Annotated in this window: 20 protein-coding genes and 3 pseudogenes; 18 read left to right on the top strand and 5 right to left on the bottom strand. The window is 52.9% G+C overall.

Going from position 1 to position 16,754, the window contains the following annotated elements:
* Window positions 1-307 precede the first annotated feature (307 nt).
* The 3 genes and pseudogenes from ACTF5M_RS08570 (at window position 308) to ACTF5M_RS08560 (ending at window position 2,392) form a co-directional block, all read left to right on the top strand.
* Window positions 308-472, top strand: a complete 165-nt coding sequence (locus ACTF5M_RS08570; RefSeq protein ID WP_438960605.1) for a hypothetical protein — start codon at window positions 308-310, stop codon at window positions 470-472.
* A 116-nt stretch (window positions 473-588) separates the two neighbouring features.
* A pseudogene (locus tag ACTF5M_RS08565) lies at window positions 589-921 on the top strand (efflux RND transporter permease subunit); the annotation flags it as partial.
* A gap of 98 nt (window positions 922-1,019) precedes the next feature.
* A pseudogene (locus tag ACTF5M_RS08560) lies at window positions 1,020-2,392 on the top strand (FAD-dependent oxidoreductase).
* A 50-nt stretch (window positions 2,393-2,442) separates the two neighbouring features.
* On the opposite strand, the gene ACTF5M_RS08555 reads toward ACTF5M_RS08560, so the two are convergent.
* The 4 genes and pseudogenes from ACTF5M_RS08555 to ACTF5M_RS08540 form a co-directional block, all read right to left on the bottom strand.
* Window positions 2,443-5,760 (bottom strand): error-prone DNA polymerase, encoded by a 3,318-nt coding sequence (locus ACTF5M_RS08555; RefSeq protein WP_438960604.1) that lies wholly within the window; start codon window positions 5,758-5,760, stop codon window positions 2,443-2,445.
* Entirely contained in the window at window positions 5,760-7,292 is a 1,533-nt protein-coding gene (locus ACTF5M_RS08550) for a Y-family DNA polymerase (protein WP_438960603.1), read from the bottom strand. The genes ACTF5M_RS08555 and ACTF5M_RS08550 overlap by 1 nt, the downstream gene beginning before the upstream one ends.
* Window positions 7,198-7,710, bottom strand: a complete 513-nt coding sequence (locus ACTF5M_RS08545; RefSeq protein ID WP_438960602.1) for a hypothetical protein — start codon at window positions 7,708-7,710, stop codon at window positions 7,198-7,200. The genes ACTF5M_RS08550 and ACTF5M_RS08545 overlap by 95 nt, the downstream gene beginning before the upstream one ends.
* Window positions 7,711-8,064: 354 nt before the next feature.
* Window positions 8,065-8,295: pseudogene (locus tag ACTF5M_RS08540) on the bottom strand (M24 family metallopeptidase); the annotation flags it as partial.
* Here ACTF5M_RS08540 and ACTF5M_RS08535 point away from each other — a divergent pair.
* Window positions 8,281-8,601 carry a hypothetical protein gene (locus ACTF5M_RS08535; RefSeq protein ID WP_438960601.1) on the top strand — a complete coding sequence of 107 codons (321 nt, stop codon included), beginning with the start codon at window positions 8,281-8,283 and terminating at the stop codon, window positions 8,599-8,601. The pseudogene ACTF5M_RS08540 and the gene ACTF5M_RS08535 overlap by 15 nt on opposite strands.
* A gap of 65 nt (window positions 8,602-8,666) precedes the next feature.
* Here ACTF5M_RS08535 and ACTF5M_RS08530 read toward each other — a convergent pair whose 3' ends face one another.
* On the bottom strand, window positions 8,667-9,284 hold the full coding sequence (locus ACTF5M_RS08530; protein ID WP_438960600.1) for a 2OG-Fe(II) oxygenase family protein: 618 nt from the start codon (window positions 9,282-9,284) through the stop codon (window positions 8,667-8,669).
* 223 nt (window positions 9,285-9,507) lie between these two features.
* On the opposite strand from ACTF5M_RS08530, the gene rpmC reads away from it, so the two are divergent.
* From rpmC to ACTF5M_RS08460, 14 genes are all read left to right on the top strand, one after another.
* Window positions 9,508-9,714: a 50S ribosomal protein L29 gene (rpmC, locus tag ACTF5M_RS08525; RefSeq protein WP_048599042.1), complete on the top strand. Its 207-nt coding sequence runs from the start codon at window positions 9,508-9,510 to the stop codon at window positions 9,712-9,714.
* Between the two features lie 3 nt (window positions 9,715-9,717).
* Window positions 9,718-9,948 (top strand): 30S ribosomal protein S17, encoded by a 231-nt coding sequence (gene rpsQ / locus ACTF5M_RS08520; protein ID WP_048599041.1) that lies wholly within the window; start codon window positions 9,718-9,720, stop codon window positions 9,946-9,948.
* A 73-nt stretch (window positions 9,949-10,021) separates the two neighbouring features.
* Complete coding sequence (gene rplN, locus ACTF5M_RS08515; protein ID WP_048599040.1) at window positions 10,022-10,390, top strand: 50S ribosomal protein L14; 369 nt, start codon at window positions 10,022-10,024, stop codon at window positions 10,388-10,390.
* A 1-nt stretch (window position 10,391) separates the two neighbouring features.
* Window positions 10,392-10,703, top strand: a complete 312-nt coding sequence (gene rplX, locus ACTF5M_RS08510) for a 50S ribosomal protein L24 (RefSeq protein ID WP_048599039.1) — start codon at window positions 10,392-10,394, stop codon at window positions 10,701-10,703.
* A complete protein-coding gene (rplE, locus tag ACTF5M_RS08505; protein WP_438960599.1) occupies window positions 10,696-11,259 on the top strand; it encodes a 50S ribosomal protein L5 in 564 nt (187 codons plus the stop codon). Before rplX ends, rplE begins: the two co-directional genes overlap by 8 nt.
* 19 nt (window positions 11,260-11,278) lie before the next feature.
* A complete protein-coding gene (gene rpsN / locus ACTF5M_RS08500) occupies window positions 11,279-11,584 on the top strand; it encodes a 30S ribosomal protein S14 (protein WP_048599037.1) in 306 nt (101 codons plus the stop codon).
* Window positions 11,585-11,598: 14 nt separating this feature from the next.
* Complete coding sequence (gene rpsH / locus ACTF5M_RS08495) at window positions 11,599-11,991, top strand: 30S ribosomal protein S8 (protein WP_048599036.1); 393 nt, start codon at window positions 11,599-11,601, stop codon at window positions 11,989-11,991.
* 10 nt (window positions 11,992-12,001) lie between these two features.
* Complete coding sequence (rplF, locus tag ACTF5M_RS08490) at window positions 12,002-12,535, top strand: 50S ribosomal protein L6 (RefSeq protein WP_438960598.1); 534 nt, start codon at window positions 12,002-12,004, stop codon at window positions 12,533-12,535.
* 12 nt (window positions 12,536-12,547) lie between these two features.
* A complete protein-coding gene (gene rplR / locus ACTF5M_RS08485) occupies window positions 12,548-12,907 on the top strand; it encodes a 50S ribosomal protein L18 (protein WP_048599034.1) in 360 nt (119 codons plus the stop codon).
* Window positions 12,908-12,918: 11 nt separating this feature from the next.
* On the top strand, window positions 12,919-13,488 hold the full coding sequence (rpsE, locus tag ACTF5M_RS08480) for a 30S ribosomal protein S5 (RefSeq protein ID WP_048599033.1): 570 nt from the start codon (window positions 12,919-12,921) through the stop codon (window positions 13,486-13,488).
* A 12-nt stretch (window positions 13,489-13,500) separates the two neighbouring features.
* Window positions 13,501-13,689, top strand: a complete 189-nt coding sequence (gene rpmD / locus ACTF5M_RS08475) for a 50S ribosomal protein L30 (RefSeq protein WP_048599032.1) — start codon at window positions 13,501-13,503, stop codon at window positions 13,687-13,689.
* 211 nt (window positions 13,690-13,900) lie between these two features.
* Entirely contained in the window at window positions 13,901-14,380 is a 480-nt protein-coding gene (gene rplO / locus ACTF5M_RS08470; RefSeq protein ID WP_438960597.1) for a 50S ribosomal protein L15, read from the top strand.
* A gap of 106 nt (window positions 14,381-14,486) precedes the next feature.
* Window positions 14,487-15,851, top strand: a complete 1,365-nt coding sequence (gene secY, locus ACTF5M_RS08465) for a preprotein translocase subunit SecY (protein WP_048599030.1) — start codon at window positions 14,487-14,489, stop codon at window positions 15,849-15,851.
* Window positions 15,852-15,949: 98 nt separating this feature from the next.
* Complete coding sequence (locus ACTF5M_RS08460) at window positions 15,950-16,594, top strand: adenylate kinase (RefSeq protein ID WP_438960596.1); 645 nt, start codon at window positions 15,950-15,952, stop codon at window positions 16,592-16,594.
* Window positions 16,595-16,754: the final 160 nt, after the last annotated feature.

The following is a 16,754-nucleotide window of genomic DNA, read 5'->3' as shown; positions in this document are numbered from 1 at the left end:
GGGATGGAGCAGCCCGGTAGCTCGTCAGGCTCATAACCTGAAGGTCGTAGGTTCAAATCCTACTCCCGCAACCAACACAATAAAACATTATCAATACGTTAACAGACACCCCAGGGTGGCCCTTGGCGCTCCGTGAATGTCCGGCGCTACGTTTAGAGCGCGGACCGCATTGTGCGTCACGTCATGTAGCAGGATGAAAACGCCCCAAACCGCGGTACGGTAGCTTCAAGCCTAAACCCGACTTTGGTAGGTATTGCAGCAAACGGCAGCTGTGAGGCCAAAGTGCACGATGCTGCGCTGCGCATGAATGTCTGCAAAGGAGCCCTCCGCCGGTGATGCGGCAAAGGGCGTTGGTTTGTCAGAGAGCCTTGCGGAAGATCACCTTATCATCGCCCGCAGCCCAGAAATCGCGGATACGCGCTTCTTCTTAGTAGCCGTTTTGGGGCGTCACCCAAAGCCGAACGACCGCTGATGTGTTGTTGCTGACCATCAGTTGGGATTTGCCCCATAAATAATGCTGGCGATAATCCGTGCTATGGTGTGCCGAATGGGTTGGTGCTGGTACCGTCCGGCGCAGTGCCCGAGATGGGGGTCGTGGTGAACAACAATATTGTTTTGATTGACACATACAATGACCTCAGAAGCTGGGCCAATCGCCTTGGGAGGCGGCATTGCGGACGGCAGCACAGCGTTTACGGCCGGTTATTTGGACTTCGGTGACGACTGCCTTGGGGTTGATGCCAATAGTGATCGGGCTGAACCTGAATTTCTTCACCCGAGAACGTGTATGGCGCACCATCGACGCAGTGGTGGACCGAGCTGTCTTCGGCCATTGTGGGTGGCTTAGTCGTTGCCACTGTGCTCACGCTCGTGGTGACACCTGCGATGCTGATGCTTGTTGCAAAGCGACGGCAAGGATAGCTTGCTGATCATGCGAAGGGGTAAAACATCATTGCGGCTGTGCGTGCCCGCAGTACCGTAGCCGGTGAGCGAAACGGACGGCTGATGCGGGCGGCGTGATGTCTTTGACTTCAATCTTGGAATCGGCGCGTGACATCCCTGTGGTTCACAAAACGGACATGCTTGTTGTAGACTCTGGCCCAGCTGGTCTGGCCGCGGCGCTTGCGGCTGCGAGATGTGGTGTGGAAGTGACCTTGTTGGAGCGCTTTGGTTGTTTTGGCGTCAACATTACTGTCGTCGGTGTCGAAGGGTTTGCATGGTACCGCCACGAGTAAACCGTCGAAGCAAACGGTATCGGTCGTGAGTTTGAAGAGCGCGCCAAAGCAACGGGTACCGCTGTGCCTGAAAGCCAATCGCTCAGCTATGAGTTGGACAGCGAGGGTTTTAAGTTCGTCGCTGATTGCCTTGTTGAGGAAGCAGGTATTCATCCGATGCTGCACTGGCAGTTTGTAGCACCCATCATAACCGATGGTGCTGTTTCAGGAGTGATTGTGGAATCAAAAGCGGGGCGCCAGACGATATTGGCCAAGCGCATTATTGATGCCACAGGCGACGCTGATGTTGCGGCCCGAGCTGGCTGCGCAACGGCGAAAACACTCGTCGAAGAAATGCAGGGCGCCAGCGTCATGTTCCATTTGGCTGGTGTGGATAAGACCAAGTTTATGGAGGGCGTCCACAGTAATCCGCAGACCTATAAAGACTGGTCCTCGGGCGAGTGGGAGGTTGAGACGGCCGGCAAAGAAGACACGATGTTTTCGCCGTTTCTGGGCAAGCCATTTGAGCAGGCAATCCGCGACGGTGTGATCCCTGCGCATTTGAACACGATTGGTGGCACGTGGGGCGCGGTGCACGACAGTGGTGAAATGACTTATATGAAACTTATCCATCTGGCGGGATGCGATGGTACGGACCCCGACAGCATGACGCAGTTCGAGATCGAGGGCCGCAAACAAGCAATGCACGCGATTGACGCGCTTCGCCAATATACACCGGGTTGTGATGGCGTGCGGCTGCGGAACTATGGAATGTCGATCGGGATTCGCGACACGCGCTAAGTTGATGCAGTATATAAAATAATATGACCGAACAAGATGTGCGCGGACATTCTAGATTTGAGGACAGCATCGGCATTTATCCGGAGTTTATCGATGGTTATGGCATTTTGATTTTGCCGACCACTGGGCGGTACATGCACATCCCCTATCGGTCGATGCTGCCTAAGGGTGTGAAGAACCTGATCGTGGCAGGACGGGCCACAGGGGGTGATCGTATTTCACACGTGGCGACCCGAAACATGGCGTGCTGCGTGGTCCAGGGGCAGGGTGCGGGTGTTGCGGCTGCGTGGTCTGTAAAGAACAACACTGCTTTTGAGGATGTTGATGTTCAGGCCGTCCAGAAGGTGATTGAAGGACAAGGAGTGCGCATCCATTAGTCTGGTGTGCTGGGTTGGTTTTATAGATGTCGCAAAGCTGTAACTGATCGCTAGTGAAAATCGCGTGATTTGGGGATGACACGCGCATCACGTGGATGACCATGTGGCGGGCTAGGCAGCGCTTTTTTGATCTCATCAGCACGGGCAAGTGGCGTAACGATGGTGTCATCAGACAAGCGGTCCAGTGCATCGCTTCGATCTTCTAAGTGGTGGGCGACCAAGTGGATTACGCCATCTGCGCGTTGCACGACACCTGTCACATCAATCACGCGTGCGCTCATTATTACTTTGCGGAATGCCTCCATCATCTTTGGCCAAATCACTAAATTAGCGACCCCAAGTTCGTCTTCTAAGGTTATGAAGCACACCCCTTTTGCACTACCTGGGCGTTGACGGATCAGAACAATGCCAGCCAGCTTTACCCGTTGGCCGTTTCGCATGTGATCAAGTGATTTGGTCGTTGTATACCCTTGCTTGGTCATGCTTTTGCGCAAGAATGCCATTGGGTGCGCCTTCAGAGACAATCGGGTGGTTTGGTAATCCGCAACGACATGCTCGCAAAGGGGCATTTGAGATAGAGTAAACTGTACTTCACCACCTTCGTCAGGCTTGTCTTGAAATAGCGGTAAATCGGGTGTGTCTTGAAGGGCGCGAGCGTCCCAAAGAGCTTGCCGCCTATCTAGTTGCATTGAGCGCAGAGCATCAGCCGCAGCTAATTTACGGATTGTCCCTGCATCAAGATGGGCGCGTTTTTTGATGTCGAGCAAATCTATGAAAGGCATATGGCGGGCCTGCATAATTCGGTGGGCCATGTCTTGTCGCATTCCATCTATTTGGCGTAGGCCAAGGCGCACGGCAAAAGTGCTTTTGCTTTTCTCTATGCTTACGGGCTCTAGAGTATTGTCCCAACCGCTGTAATTCACATCGGGCGGGTGGACCGTAAGGCCATGCTCGCGGGCGTCTCGGACAATCTGGGCGGGTGCATAAAAGCCCATAGGTTGTGAGTTTAGCAGAGCGGTGCAAAAGACATCTGGATAATGATATTTGATCCAACTCGAAACATAAACAAGATGAGCAAAGCTTGCGGCGTGACTTTCTGGAAATCCGTAATCGCCGAACCCTTTGATCTGATGAAAACAGCGGTTTGCAAAGTCTGGATCATAACCGCGCCTGATCATGCGTCCGACCATTTTTTCTTCTAGTGCACCAATCGTGCCGCGTGATCTAAACGTAGCCATTGCCTTGCGCAGCTGATTTGCCTCATCTGGCGAAAATTCGGCTGCCACCATGGCCACTTTCATCGCTTGCTCCTGAAAGATTGGCACGCCTTTAGTTCGATGCAGAACTTTTTTCAGTTCATCCGGGTCATGGGGCGCGGCAGGGGACGGGTATTCCTCGGGCTCTTTGCCGCTACGCCTGCGTAAATATGGATGCACCATGTCGCCTTGGATTGGGCCGGGTCGGACAATCGCAACTTGAATGACTAGGTCGTAAAACTCGCGCGGCTTGAGCCTTGGCAGCATGTTCATTTGCGCCCTGCTTTCAACCTGAAATACGCCAAGGCTGTCGCCTTTGCATAGCATATCATAGACTGCTTCGTCGTCTTGTTCGACTGTAGCAAGGGTAACTTCGCGCCCATGATGTGCTTTGATCAGATCAAAGGCCTTTCGAATGCAGGTGAGCATCCCAAGCGCTAGCACATCTACTTTAAGGATGCGTAACTCCTCTATGTCGCCTTTGTCCCACTCAATAAAACTTCGGTCTGGCATTGCACCATTTCCGATGGGCACTGTGTGGCTCAGCGGGCTTTCAGTTAGAATGAAGCCGCCTACGTGCTGGCCGAGGTGGCGGGGCATTCCAATCATTTGATCTGCAATTTTAATTGTACGTGCGAGCAAAGGATCACTTAAATCAAGCCCTGCTTGTTTCGCTTCACGGGCGCCCACTTCGCGCCCCCATGATCCCCAAATTGTTTTGGAAAGCGCGGATGTGATGTCTTCGGAAAGTCCCATGACCTTCCCCACTTCGCGCACGGCCATGCGGGGGCGGTAGTGAATTACAGTAGCACATAGGGCTGCGCGATTGCGGCCATAGGTGCCATAGATATGCTGAATAACTTCTTCGCGCCGTTCGTGCTCAAAATCTACGTCGATGTCCGGGGGCTCTTTGCGCTCTTCGCTTATGAACCGTTCAAACAGCAAATCATTGGTTGCCGGATCAACTGCCGTTATACCAAGAACGTAACATACCGCAGAGTTGGCAGCAGACCCACGCCCTTGGCACAAGATGGGCGGTTTGCATTTATGCCGTGCGAAATTCACAATATTTTGGATGGTCAGGAAATATTGCGCAATATCCAGCTTGGCGATGAGCGCCAACTCTTTGTGTAGAGTGGCAGTAACAGTCGCGGGAACTCCCTCGGGGTAGCGCCACCGAGCGCCGTTCCATGTTTGTTTCTCAAGGTGCTCTTGGGCTGTACGTCCGTGGGGCACAGTTTCTTTTGGGTATTCATAGGATAATTCCCGCAGATCAAAGTGGCACGCATCTGCAACTTCACGCGTGGCTCGCAATGCATGAGGCCACTGCGCAAAAAGCGCTTCCATTTGCGCCGGTGACTTCAAATGACGCTCTGCATTTGCCTGCAATAAAAAACCCGCTCTATGGATGGTTGTTTTGTGTAAAATGCAGGTCATGACATCTTGCAGCGGACGTCGCTCGGGGGCGTGGTACTGAACGTCGTTGGTGGCCAGAATAGATAACCCGTTGGCGCGTGAAATTTGATCAAGATGGTTGATCCGCGCGCGGTCGTCACCGCAGTAAAGATAGCTGGCGGCGATATATTTCATACTTGGTAGGGCGCGCTGCAAGCGAGGCAGTCCAGCGCTGAAATGATCAATGTTTTCGTTTGGAATTAGGATCAGTTGCACGTCTTGGCTGTGGCTGGCCAGATCGTCCAAAGTGATGTCGCATGCGCCTTTGGTTTGCCATGCGCCGTCTGTCATCTGCATTTTGCCTTTGGACAGTAGCGCGCACAGCCTGCCATACGCGGCACGGTCGCGTGGATAAGCGAGGAATGTTTCACCTGTGACCAGTTGTAAACGGCACCCGATGACAGGTGTAACTTGTGCTTTGCGAGCCTCCGCATGCAACCGTACAACACCAGCCATTGTGTTGAGGTCTGCGCAGCCAAGTTTGTCATAGCCTAATGCATTAGCGGTAACTGCAAGATCAACTGCATCCGAAGCGCCGCGTAAAAACGAAAAACAGGTGCTTATCCCAAGCTCTACAAAAGGGCTGGGAGGGTTTTTAATGAAGCCTTTTTCATCTTTAATCGTGCGCTTCTCATGCTGATGATCGTTTTGGGGCATCAGGCAAACATCCCATGGATAAACCAGCGCGGATCACCGCCGCGTCCATCTTCATGCAGGCCCTCACGATAGAGCCATATGCGGCGTCCTGTTTGATCCTCAATCTTGAAGTAATCGCGCAAACGTGTACCGGGTTGGTCCTTCCACCACTCCGGAGCAATGCGTTCGGGCCCAGCATAACGTGTGACGCGGTGGGTTTTTCTGCGCCATATAAATTGTGCGGGTGGGCCTTCGGGTACAGCGTAAAGGACATGCACTTCTTCGGGCGCGTCCAATAGCTTGATCGGACGTTCTTTTATCAATTCAGCAGTTTGGGGCGGCGGAGCGCCGAAATTGCTTATACGTCCCTGAGCACGCTCGGGGACGTGGCTTTCATACACCACCGGATATGACACTGATCGCGGACCAAATTTGGCGGTAAGCCGGTCCAAAAGTTGTGTCAGCTGTAGATCACCGTGTGCCTCACCGTCTAATTGGGTTTGCACTATTTGGATCGCCTCAATGCCACCTGCGGAAAGCGTGATCAGATCAAAGCCAAACCCCGGGTTTATGCGCTCAAGCTTGTCCCGAAAAAGGCTGTGTAAATGGACCGGATCACGGGTACTGGCTGCGGTGGCGACATCTATGTGGCTGACATCGCCATCAGTTCTGTAAACTGTCAAATTTAGATAGCGACACCCCATTCCCGCTTTCTGCAGCGCGTCACAGAGGTCGTCGCACAGTTGTGGTAAATAGGGTGCGGGGTCGAATACTGGTTCTGGGAGCCTGCTTTGTGCGGAAAAACGCGGCTTTGCCTCAACGCTTGCTACTGGTTCTGCAAGCTTACCCAAGGTCTGATCCAAGCGCACCAGTGGGTTAGCGGTTAGGGCTGCTTTGACAAATCTGCGCGTCAAAGAGAGGCGAGGCACATTCATAAGTGCCCCGATTGTTTTGAGCCCAAGACGTTGCAGAAGTAGTACTGTTTCTGCATTCAGCCGAAGACCATTTACGGGCAAAGGGCTAAGTCTTTGTACGATTTCACCTTCCGTACATATGCTGCGCACGGGGCCAAAGCGCGCCAATGCCCACGCGGCCCCTTGGGTTGGTGCAATCGCGAGACGTGATGTTAGCCCAAGTAATGAGAACTGCGTTTCCATTTCGATCAACATCGCATCTTCGCCGCCGAAAAGATGTGCGGATCCCGTTGTATCCAAGATCAGCCCATCTGCGCCATCGCTCGCGGTCCACGGACACCAACGCCGCGCCCAAAGTACAAGCCGTTCTAGGGCAGCTTTGTCCCCTGCTTGGTTGGCGTATTCTGTTTGTAACTCAGGGCAAATCGCCCTCATGTCGACGACGCGTGCACCGATTTGAACGCCCATGGTTCGTGCGGAGCGATTTGTAGCATAAATCACAGGGCCATGGGCTCCCTCAACAATTAGGGTAAGTGGTATGTCATCAGCCGGTGAGTTGCCTTGCCGCTCCATCACGCGCTCCCACCTCTCTATTGCGAGGTAGGGGAAGTGGATCGACACGATCCGTCGTCCGGTCATAAGTGACAGTCCATTTGGCAGGCCGTGCGTGATGCGCGCGAAACAAGTCGAGAGACCAGCGTGGCATACCTGGTGCCTGTTGATCGTGAGGATGACGCGCAGAGGGGGCCGAGCCAATGCGCCAGCGCGCGCGTGCAGCACTCAGGTTCGGGGTTGCTGCATGACGGATCAGCCAGCACGGCACATTTGATGCCTCTGAGCGGAGCGCGATCCGTTTTGTAGCTGTGAAATTTACAGCGTTTGGATCGCCCCAAAGCTCTCCGATGACAGCTGCGAGTGTGTGGCATCGCAAGCCGTTTTCTAGGGCCCATAATACATCGACGGGGCGGGATAGATTGATGGTAATGATGGCTCGCCCTGCACCAATACCTGCAAGATAGGGCCGTCCCGTTTCGCGCGCTGATAGGCGATCTTGCACCCATAGGATAGGAGCATTGGTGCGCGGCAAACATGAAATGACATAGGCCAGCGCCGCGGCGTCTGTGCCAGTTTTGGGGAAAACCTCCGATAAAGTATGATGGACTGGCCCGGCTTGCTGCGGGTGAGAAAACTTTTGCTTTTGAATAAATATCGGCTCCATACACGGCACATTGATTCCCAGATGTTCTTGTTTTGTTCTACACCCCAGAAAGGGATGGGTCAAATGCCCCGATGCGCAAATTTGGGCCGGTTGAGTGTCGGGGATATAATGATTTGGCTGAACTGGTTGCAGTCAGCAAGCGGCGACGCCGTTGGGAGTATCAAGGGGCGCTTGGCCCCCTGATTTGTTTTATTAGCCTACCACGTTGAACTCGGGGCCATAGGGGTAGACGGTGATGTTTTCGTTGCCGTCTTCTGTGATGACCAGAATGTCATGCTCGCGGTAACCTCCAGCACCGGCCGTGTCTTCGGGGATGGTCAGCATTGGTTCCATTGAAATTACCATTCCGGGCTCAAGCACCGTATCGATGTCCTCACGCAGCTCTAATCCTGCTTCGCGCCCGTAGTAGTGGGACAGCACGCCGAGGCAGCAGAACAGGCGGGGTGTTATCCTGTTATGGCAACGTCAGGTTTGCTCTTGGATGGCGCAATAAACGGTGAGGTGACGGCAGAAGCGCTGGGCGCGTTGCATGGCTTTGCGGCAGTTGTGAGTTTTGCCGCCCCCGAGCAGTTGCGCGAATACCGTGTGGCTTTGGCCGCAAGAGACGGTGCGCTGATCCCATTGTTGAGTGAAGGGGATTTTTCACGCGGGCTCACCCATGAGCGGCACGTTTGCGTTGATACAACAGCCGCTGGCGGGAATGCACAGCTTTTGAACGCGGGCAGTTAAGCTTGGGTTAAAACGCAGGCACCGCTTTTATGACGTGAAGCGGTGCTTGCGATGTTCTGTACGGTCTAAGCCCACTTGTAATTGAAGCTAACGCTGATCCGGTCTTCTTCGGACATGTTCATGGGCACTTCGTGGCGCAGCCAGCTTTCCCAAAGTAAAACATCTCCGACGGCAGGTTTGGCGTAAACGAATGCCTTTAGCTCTTCCCGCGCGTCTGCGGTGCGGGGTGGTGCCGCCATCATCATCTGTGAACGTGGATCTTCAAGTTTCAGCGCGGAGGTGTCCTCGGGCATTGCTACGTAGGTCGTTCCAGAAATAACCGAATGGGGGTGAATGTGGGATGTGTGGATGCCACCTTCAGGCAGGATGTTAATCCAGATGTCTTCCAAGACCAATTCACGATCGCCCAAGTCAAAGCACAGGTCCTTGGCAAATTCAGCCACGTGTTTATCGAGTGCGTCTACCACGTCCTTGAAGATTGGAAAGCGCCACGGCAAATCCGTAAGGGACGCATAGCTGGTGTAGCCTGCATAGCCGTTTTGCTCGCACCACTCTTGGCCAGCTTCATCGTCTTCTGCGATGACATAGCAGGATTGCTCCAGCTCGGTTGGATCAATTTTGCCGTGCTGTGACAGGACGGCTGAGTAAAGGCGGGTTGCGAAAAGCGATTCAATCTGTGTCATAGCGCAGTCGATACCTGATCGCCTTGGGTCAAGCCAGTGTCATTGATTGCTCTGACTGCGATGTGGCGTGGTTCTTCCCTTTTGGCCCATACTGCGGGCGATAAAAACAAAGGGGTTGCGTGGTTTCACTATCCCCCCTATACGGCCAGCTTCTACACCCACTCCACCAGAATCGGGGTGACCCTCAGGGGCCCGCTGGTGATGTTGAAAAAGGAATAGTCCAATGGACGCTAAAGAACTCCGCGACAAGTCGCCGGATCAGCTTCGCGAAGACCTCGCATCGCTCAAAAAAGAAAGCTTTAACCTGCGTTTTCAGCAGGCGACTGGCCAGCTTGAGAACACAGCACGTATGCGCCAAGTCCGTCGTGACGCGGCACGTGTAAAAACAATTCTGAACGAAAAAGCAGCATCTGCTGCAGCGGAGGCTTAACCTATGCCCAAGCGTATCCTGCAAGGTGTTGTCACAAGCAACCAAAACGAGCAAACCGTCACTGTATCGGTTGAGCGTCGTTTCACACACCCCGTTCTGAAAAAGACCATTCGTAAGTCCAAGAAGTACCGGGCACACGATGAGAAGAATTCTTTTAACGTTGGTGACCTCGTTCGTATCATCGAATGCGCACCACGTTCTAAGACAAAGCGTTGGGAAGTTCTGACAGACTAAGTCAGGCTTCACAGCTTAATCGAAACCCTGGGGATAGGGCACGCATCGCCCCCCAAAGGTCGGGAGAAACCAAATGATCCAGATGCAGACCAACCTGGATGTTGCTGACAACAGCGGCGCTCGCCGTGTTCAGTGCATTAAGGTGTTGGGTGGCTCTAAGCGTAAGTACGCTTCCGTAGGTGACATCATTGTCGTCTCGGTTAAAGAAGCCATTCCACGTGGCCGTGTGAAAAAAGGCGACGTCCGTAAGGCCGTAGTTGTTCGCACCGCTAAAGAAGTTCGTCGCGAAGACGGTACAGCAATTCGCTTTGACCGTAATGCAGCAGTTATCCTGAACACCAACGGTGAGCCAATCGGCACACGTATCTTCGGGCCAGTTGTTCGCGAATTGCGCGCCAAGAACTTCATGAAAATCATCTCGCTCGCGCCGGAGGTGCTGTGATATGGCCGCTAAGTTGAAAAAAGGTGACACTGTCATCGTGATCGCTGGCAAAGACAAAGGCAAAACAGGCACAATTCAGTCTGTTGACCCGTCCGCTGGCAAGGCTGTTGTAGAAGGCGTTAACATCGCCATCCGCCACACACGCCAATCGCAGACAAGCCAAGGTGGCCGCATTCCAAAAGCAATGCCCATCGAGTTGTCGAACCTGGCGTTTGCCGACAAGAACGGTAAAGCGACACGCGTCGGCTTCAAAATGGAAGGTGACAAGAAAGTTCGCTTCGCCAAAACCACGGGAGACGTGATTGATGCTTGATACAGCAAACTACACACCCCGTCTGAAGTCTCTTTACAACGACATCATTCGTGCGTCGATGAAAGAAGAGTTCGGCTACAAGAACGACATGCAGATCCCGCGTTTGGACAAAATTGTTCTGAACATCGGTGCGGGCGCTGAAAGCGTAAAAGACAGCAAAAAAGTGAAAGCGGCTCAGGAAGATTTGACCGCAATCGCTGGTCAAAAAGCTGTTGTTACGATGGCCAAGAAATCTATCGCGGGCTTCCGGGTTCGTGAAGATATGCCTCTTGGTACCAAAGTGACATTGCGCGGCGAGCGTATGTACGAATTCCTTGATCGCTTTATCACCATCGCTATGCCTCGTATCCGCGACTTCCGCGGCATCTCGGGCAAGTCATTCGATGGCCGTGGCAACTACGCCATGGGCATGAAAGAGCACATCGTGTTCCCTGAAATCGACTTTGATAAAGTCGACGAAGTCTGGGGCATGGACATCATCATCTGCACTACCGCGCCAACGGATGCGGAAGCCAAGGCACTGTTGAAAGCTTTCAACATGCCCTTCAATTCGTAAGCGCGGAGAGGACTGAGATATGGCTAAAAAATCTATGATCGAACGCGAGAAAAAGCGTCAACGCCTGGTGGAGAAATTCGCCGCTAAGCGTGTTGAGCTTAAGTCAATCGCGCGTGACGAAAGCAAGCCCATGGAAGAGCGGTTCAAAGCACAGCTTGAGCTGGCAAAATTGCCCCGCAATTCTTCGGCGACACGCCTTCACAACCGTTGCCAACTTACAGGCCGCCCCCACGCTTACTACCGTAAGCTTAAGGTCAGCCGTATTGCTCTTCGTGAGCTTGGCAGCCAGGGTCAAATCCCTGGTATGGTCAAGTCAAGCTGGTAAGGGAGGTTTAACAAATGAACGATCCTATCGGTGATATGTTGACACGCATCCGCAATGGTCAGATGCGCGGCAAATCCACGGTTGAAACCCCTGCGTCCAAGCTCCGTGCTTGGGTTCTGGATGTACTTGCCGACGAAGGCTACATCCGCGGTTATGAAGGCAAGACTGGCATTGATGGCCACCCTGCTTTCGAAATCAGCCTGAAATACTACGAAGGCACTCCTGTCATTCGCGAAGTGAAGCGGGTTTCAACACCTGGCCGCCGCGTTTACATGGGCGCTAATGATATCCCCACTGTCCGTCAGGGCTTGGGTGTGTCGATTGTCAGCACGTCTCGCGGCGTGATGTCGGATGCAAACGCACGCGCAGCCAACGTCGGCGGCGAAGTGCTCTGCACAGTCTTCTAAGGAGGAACAGATGTCTCGTATTGGTAAAAAACCAGTTGCTCTGCCCTCCGGTGTAGAAGCGAAAATCGACGGTCAGACCGTTGAAGTGAAAGGCCCCAAGGGTGTCCGTTCCTTCACCGCGACTGACGATGTCACACTCGCCGTCGAAGATGGTGCTTTGGCTGTGACGCCACGCGGTAAGTCCAAGCGTGCACGTCAACAGTGGGGCATGACCCGCACAATGGTTGCCAACCTGGTGACTGGTGTGACTGACGGCTTCAAAAAAGAGCTTGAGATCAACGGTGTTGGTTATCGTGCTGCCATGGAAGGCAAGAACATCAAACTGTCATTGGGTCTGTCCCATGATGTTGTGTTCCAAGTTCCAGATGGCGTCACAGTAACTGCCCCGAAGAACACACAGCTCATTGTGGAAGGTATCGACGAACAACAGGTCGGTCAGGTTGCGGCTAACATCCGCGCTTGGCGTAAGCCCGAGCCTTATAAAGGCAAGGGGATCAAGTATGTCGACGAATATATCTTCCGCAAAGAAGGTAAGAAGAAGTAAGGAACCGCAGCTATGGCTAACAGTAAAAGAACTCTGTTCCTTAAGCGCCGCCTGCGCGTTCGGAACAAACTTCGCAAGGTGAATGCAGGACGTATGCGTTTGTCCGTTCACCGTTCAAACAAAAACATCAGCGTACAGCTGATCGACGACGTAGCTGGTAAAACAGTTGCCTCAGCTTCCTCTATGGAGAAAGATTTGGGCGTCGTAGGTCAGAACAACATCGCAGCAGCAACGAAAGTTGGCGCAGTGATCGCGGAACGTGCGAAAAAAGCCGGTGTCGAAGAAGCATACTTCGATCGTGGCGGTTTCCTCTTTCACGGGAAAGTAAAGGCTTTGGCCGATGCTGCTCGTGAAGGTGGTCTGAAGATCTAAGGAGACGGAAAATGGCAGAACGTGAAAACCGTCGGGGTAAAGGTCGCGATCGCGAAGAGACCCCTGAATTCGCCGACCGTCTGGTGGCGATCAACCGTGTGTCGAAAACTGTAAAGGGTGGTAAGCGCTTTGGCTTTGCCGCACTCGTAGTTGTCGGCGATCAGAAAGGCCGTGTTGGCTTCGGTAAAGGTAAAGCGAAAGAGGTCCCTGAGGCCATTCGCAAAGCCACCGAGCAAGCAAAGCGCCAGATGATCCGTGTGCCTCTGCGCGAAGGCCGCACATTGCACCACGATATGGCTGGCCGTCATGGCGCAGGCAAAGTTGTAATGCGTACCGCCCCAACGGGTACTGGTATCATTGCTGGTGGTCCAATGCGTGCTGTGTTCGAGATGTTGGGTGTTCAGGACGTGGTTGCTAAGTCAATCGGTTCCCAGAACCCTTACAACATGATCCGCGCTACGTTGGATGGCCTCACCAAGGAAAGCAGCCCCCGTCAGGTGGCACAGCGCCGTGGTAAGAAAGTGGCTGACATCCTGCCCAAAACTGACGCTCCAGCGCCTGCCGCTGAAGCCGAAGCTTAAGGAGACTGAGCAATGGCTAAAACCATCGTTGTTAAGCAAATCGGTTCACCCATTCGCCGCCCTGAAAAGCAGCGTAAGACTTTGATCGGTCTGGGCCTGAACAAGATGCATAAAACCCGTGAGCTAGAAGACACACCATCCGTCCGCGGCATGGTGAATTCTATCTCTCACATGGTTGAGATCATCGAAGAAAAAGGCTGAGCTTAGGTTTAGTTGACAGATTTGCGCCTCGCATTCGTGCGGGGCGCTTTTCGTTTGGCGTATTGGCGTAATTGATGCGTGCAACACCTTGATCCAAAGGCGTTGCGGGTCTATACGCCGCCGGTGGGCGTTCATTGGGCGTCCCGAATCAATTTAACGCCGTGTCCCTCCCGTTCGCTTCGGGGAGACCGTCCGGCAAAGGAGAAGCGATATGAAACTTAACGAACTACACGACAATCCCGGCGCAACCAAAAAACGCAAGCGCGTTGGTCGTGGTCCGGGTTCCGGCACTGGTAAGACTGGTGGCCGTGGTATCAAGGGTCAAAAGTCCCGTTCAGGTGTTGCGATCAAAGGTTTTGAAGGTGGGCAGATGCCCCTCTACCAACGCCTTCCAAAGCGTGGCTTCAACAAACCGAACCGTAAGAAATTTGCAGTCATTAACCTTGGCTTGATCCAGAAGTTCATCGACGCAGGTGTTCTGGAAGCTGGCAAAGTCACCGAAGATACACTGGTATCTACAGGTGTCGTGCGCCGTAAGCTTGACGGTATTCGCATTCTCGCCAAAGGCGAAGTAACGGCGAAAATCACTGCTGAAGTAACCGGCGCATCAGCTGGCGCCATCGCCGCTGTTGAAAAAGCCGGCGGTAAATTGACCGTTACTGGCTCAGTAAAAGAAGCGGCCGCTGAATAAGAGGTTGTTAGGGGCGCTTAGGCCCCTTACATAACGCTTCAAGTTTTCCAAGCGCCGCCAACGGGAAGCCGTCTGGCGGCGCATTTGATTAAAAGAGACGATTAATATGGCATCAGCTGCGGAACAAATGGCCTCCAACATGTCGTGGGGAGCTTTCGGCAAAGCGACCGAATTGCGCCAGCGCATTTTATTTACGATTGGTTTGTTAATCGTCTATCGGATCGGGACCTATATTCCTGTACCGGGCATCGATGCAGACAGTCTGCGTACGTTCATGGATCAAGCGGCCAGCGGTATTGCAGGTGTCTTGGGCATGTTTACTGGTGGTGCGCTGTCGCGGATGGGCATCTTCGCTCTTGGCATCATGCCTTACATTTCAGCCTCGATTATCATTCAGCTTTTGACAGCGATGGTTCCTTATTTCGAGCAGCTGAAAAAAGAGGGCGAGCCTGGTCGTAAGAAAATCAACCAATTCACGCGCTACGGCACAGTGGTACTGGCGACGTTCCAAGCGTACGGGTTGGCTGTCTCGCTTGAGGCTGGCGATCTTGTGACTGATCCCGGTTGGTTCTTCCGCATTTCATGTGTTGTGACCCTTGTGGGTGGCACAATGTTCCTGATGTGGCTTGGTGAGCAGATTACAGCACGCGGCATCGGTAATGGTATTTCTCTGATTATCTTTGTTGGTATTATTGCAGAATTGCCGTTGGCCTTTGCTCAGTTCTTTAGTCAAGGCCGTTCTGGCGCACTTAACTCTGCTACGATCGTTGGTGTTCTCTTTATGATTGGGGCGACGCTAACATTTGTGGTCTTCATGGAGCGCGCTTTACGGAAAATCACTATTCAGTATCCGCGCCGCCAAGTCGGTATGAAGGTGTATGATGGCGGTTCAAGCCACTTGCCCGTCAAAGTGAACCCGGCTGGCGTTATCCCTGCGATTTTTGCATCCTCCCTGTTGCTATTGCCAACGACGCTCGCAACTTTTAGCGGGAACCAAACAAGCCCGTTCATGTCGACTGTTCTGGCCTATTTTGGACCAGGTCAGCCACTCTACCTCGTGTTCTTTGCGGCAATGATCATTTTCTTCACGTTCTTTTACACCTTCAACGTCGCCTTTAAGACCGAAGAAGTTGCGGACAATCTGAAGAACCAGAACGGTTTTGTTCCGGGCATTCGCCCTGGCAAGAAAACAGCAGAGTATCTGGATTATGTCGTGACGCGCCTGCTGGTGCTTGGTGCTGGCTATCTTGCGCTGGTGTGTTTGCTGCCTGAGATGATCCGCTCAAACTTGCAAATTACGGCGTATTTTGGCGGTACATCTATTTTGATTATCGTCAGCGTCGGTATGGATACGGTTCAACAAATCCAGTCGCATTTGCTAGCTCACCAGTACGAGGGCTTGATTGAAAAGTCCCAGCTAAGTGGCAAAGGCAAGGGCCGCCGGAAAAAACGCAGCCCGGTTCGCCGATAGGATTTGATAAATTACTAAGCGCCTCTGCAAATTTGTAGGGACGTTTTGGTATCCAATAGTATACAAACTCGGTGAATCGCCAAGAAAGACCCAAAAATATGACGAACATTATTCTCCTCGGACCTCCTGGTGCTGGTAAAGGCACCCAAGCACGCAAGCTCGTTGAGCAGCGCGACATGATCCAACTCTCAACAGGTGACATGCTTCGCGAAGCAAAGACATCCGGAACCGAGATGGGCAAAAAAGTTGCGGCAGTGATGGATGCGGGCAACTTGGTGACTGATGAGATCGTTATTGGTTTGATCGAGGAAAAGCTCACCGGCGATGCAAAGGGCGGTTTCATCTTTGATGGTTTCCCGCGCACGTTGCCTCAGGCGGATGCTCTGGCAAAGTTAATGGATAAGATCGGAGCATCACTTGATGCAGTGATTGAAATGCGTGTTGATGATGAGGCTCTTGTGGCTCGGATTACGGCCCGTTCAACCTGTGGTGACTGTGGTGAAGTCTATAATGATGCGACCAAGCCACAGCCAGCAGACGGTAACTGCTCGAACTGCGGGAGCAGCAATTTCCAGCGACGCGCAGATGACAACGAAGATAGCCTGAAGACGCGTCTGATGGCTTATTATAAACAGACCAGCCCGCTGATTGGTTATTATTACGCCAAGGATCAGCTGTCTTCGGTGAACGGTCTTGGTGAAATCGGTGACGTTGCTGGCGAAATCAACGTTATTCTGGATTGATTGATCAACCTCATATTGACGCTTGAGCCAAAAGGCCCTAGCTAGCCCCATCTGCCCCGCTCTTCTGAGTCGGGCTAGTTGCGCTTTTTGAGTGCAAAATACCTCGATATGACAAAGGACTTTCCGTCCGATGTTGTGAAAAAAGGGTCTGGAACTACGG

Origin of the sequence: Nereida sp. (genome assembly GCF_965655635.1) — a bacterium.
In the GTDB taxonomy this organism is placed as follows: domain Bacteria; phylum Pseudomonadota; class Alphaproteobacteria; order Rhodobacterales; family Rhodobacteraceae; genus Nereida.
Note: the sequence above shows the minus strand (reverse complement) of the source record. Positions and strands in the feature narration are given on the sequence as shown.